Annotated in this window: 4 protein-coding genes and 1 tRNA gene; 3 read left to right on the plus strand and 2 right to left on the minus strand. The window is 45.8% G+C overall.

Annotation, left to right across the window (positions count from 1 at the left end):
• Together F6K37_RS36565 and F6K37_RS36570 are read left to right on the plus strand one after the other, a co-directional pair.
• Positions 1-305: Dabb family protein (locus F6K37_RS36565; protein ID WP_287255882.1), on the plus strand; the 305-nt coding region annotated here is incomplete at its 5' end.
• Positions 306-348: 43 nt separating this feature from the next.
• On the plus strand, positions 349-498 hold the full coding sequence (locus F6K37_RS36570) for a hypothetical protein (protein WP_193431381.1): 150 nt from the start codon (positions 349-351) through the stop codon (positions 496-498).
• Between the two features lie 73 nt (positions 499-571).
• On the opposite strand, the gene F6K37_RS36575 is transcribed toward F6K37_RS36570, so the two are convergent.
• Entirely contained in the window at positions 572-736 is a 165-nt protein-coding gene (locus tag F6K37_RS36575) for a ribbon-helix-helix domain-containing protein (protein WP_083373549.1), read from the minus strand.
• Between the two features lie 358 nt (positions 737-1,094).
• Here F6K37_RS36575 and F6K37_RS36580 point away from each other — a divergent pair.
• Positions 1,095-1,167, plus strand: a tRNA-Thr gene (locus tag F6K37_RS36580).
• Positions 1,168-1,201: 34 nt separating this feature from the next.
• On the opposite strand, the gene F6K37_RS36585 is transcribed toward F6K37_RS36580, so the two are convergent.
• On the minus strand, positions 1,202-1,628 hold a 427-nt coding region (locus F6K37_RS36585), incomplete at its 5' end, for an RNA-guided endonuclease InsQ/TnpB family protein (protein WP_048815384.1).

Genomic DNA, 1,628 nt, shown 5'->3' on the forward strand with positions numbered 1-1,628 from the left:
TAAAGATGATCGAGCATATTATTTTGTTCAAGTGGAAAGACGACGCTTCAGCGGATGCGATCGCATTAGCTATCAATGGACTACTGGCCATGAAAGACCAAATTCCTGAGATTGTAGAACTTTCCTGTGGAGAGAACTTTTCCCCCCTCAGGTCCCAGGGATTTCAGCATGCTTTGAGAGTGCAACTGGTCAATCGCGACGCTCTGAGTACCTATACTGATCACCCAGCCCACCAGGAAGTAGTCCAGAAGTATATCAAACCTATCCAAGGGGACATAATCGCAGTGGATTACGAAGTTGACTAGCCTCAAGGATAAAGGACAGGAACTGAGGGGGTAACAAGGCTGCTTGTCATTAAGCATTCAGCCGTCAGCTATCAGCCGTCAGCCGTTGGCCAGGCTACACCGAACAGCTTATTTTATTCAAAAGCACCGATTGCGCTACGGGCAAGCTGCGCGAACAGTAGCACCATTTGTAGCACATAAACACCTCAAGTAGTGTGTCCGTAGCGCATAGGCTGATACGCGACACGCTGATAGCTGATAGCTTACGCTTTTCACCCCATCACTGATTAGTCTTTGGGTGGTATGTCTCCTGCCTGCTGAGCTTTTTTAATCGCTCGTTTGAGAATTAGTACTGCCATTTGGGACAAGGAGCGCTCCTCGGCATCTGCCAATCGTTGAAGCGCTTCTTTGTCTTTTTCTTCCATATAGAGAGTTACGGTTACTTTAGCCATAGGATTAACAATAATTTTTACTCTAGGTTTTTACCCAAACAAACATAAATTAACACAAATAAAAATAAACTATGTGTTATTCCATAAATTGTAATGGAAAGCTTTCTGTAGACCCAATAGACAGGTAGCTTTCCCCGTAAAAAAGAGCTAAAGTTAATCCAAATCTACAGTCACTCCCAATTGGAAGTTGATCACAATAGGTCTAATCCGGAGTAATTAATACAAAGTTTAAAAAATATTGCTACACATCACCGGATCACCGGATCACATCATGGGGTGATCCGGTGATCGGGGGTGATGGATGATCAGACGGGAAGCTTTGACAAGTGTTATACTTAGTGTTATAGTTAAAAAGATTGCTGGTGTAGCTCAGTTGGTAGAGCAGCTGATTTGTAATCAGCTGGCCGCGGGTTCGAATCCTGTCACCAGCTTTTGACACTCCCCGCCCTGGAAGGACGGGGATTCTCACTTCAGCGAGCTGTCTTGCTCACCCAAACCGGAGTCAGGGAGAGTAGAGGACAATTCTCCATGAGCGTTCGGATCAATGATCCAGGTTCCGGTGTGCCCCACCGTACCCAAGGCTTTCTCTAAAATGTTGATTGCGGCGTTGTGGTCGCGGTCTAGTTGACAACCACATTTGCAGGTGTGAGTCCTGGTCGATAGAGACTTCTTCACTACCTCGCCGCACTGAGAACAGTTTTGACTAGTGTAGGCGGGGTTTACTGCAACAGTAACCCTGCCAAATTTAGTTCCAAAATGTTCCAGCCATTTTCGGAATTGATACCAACCTGCATCATTAATAGACTTGGCTAGACAGTGATTTTTAACCAAATTCCTGACTCTTAGATCTTCGTAGGCGACCAGATCGTTAGACCGGATTACGCAGCGCGCC

Source organism: Moorena sp. SIO4E2, assembly GCF_010671945.1.
In the GTDB taxonomy this organism is placed as follows: domain Bacteria; phylum Cyanobacteriota; class Cyanobacteriia; order Cyanobacteriales; family Coleofasciculaceae; genus Moorena; species Moorena producens.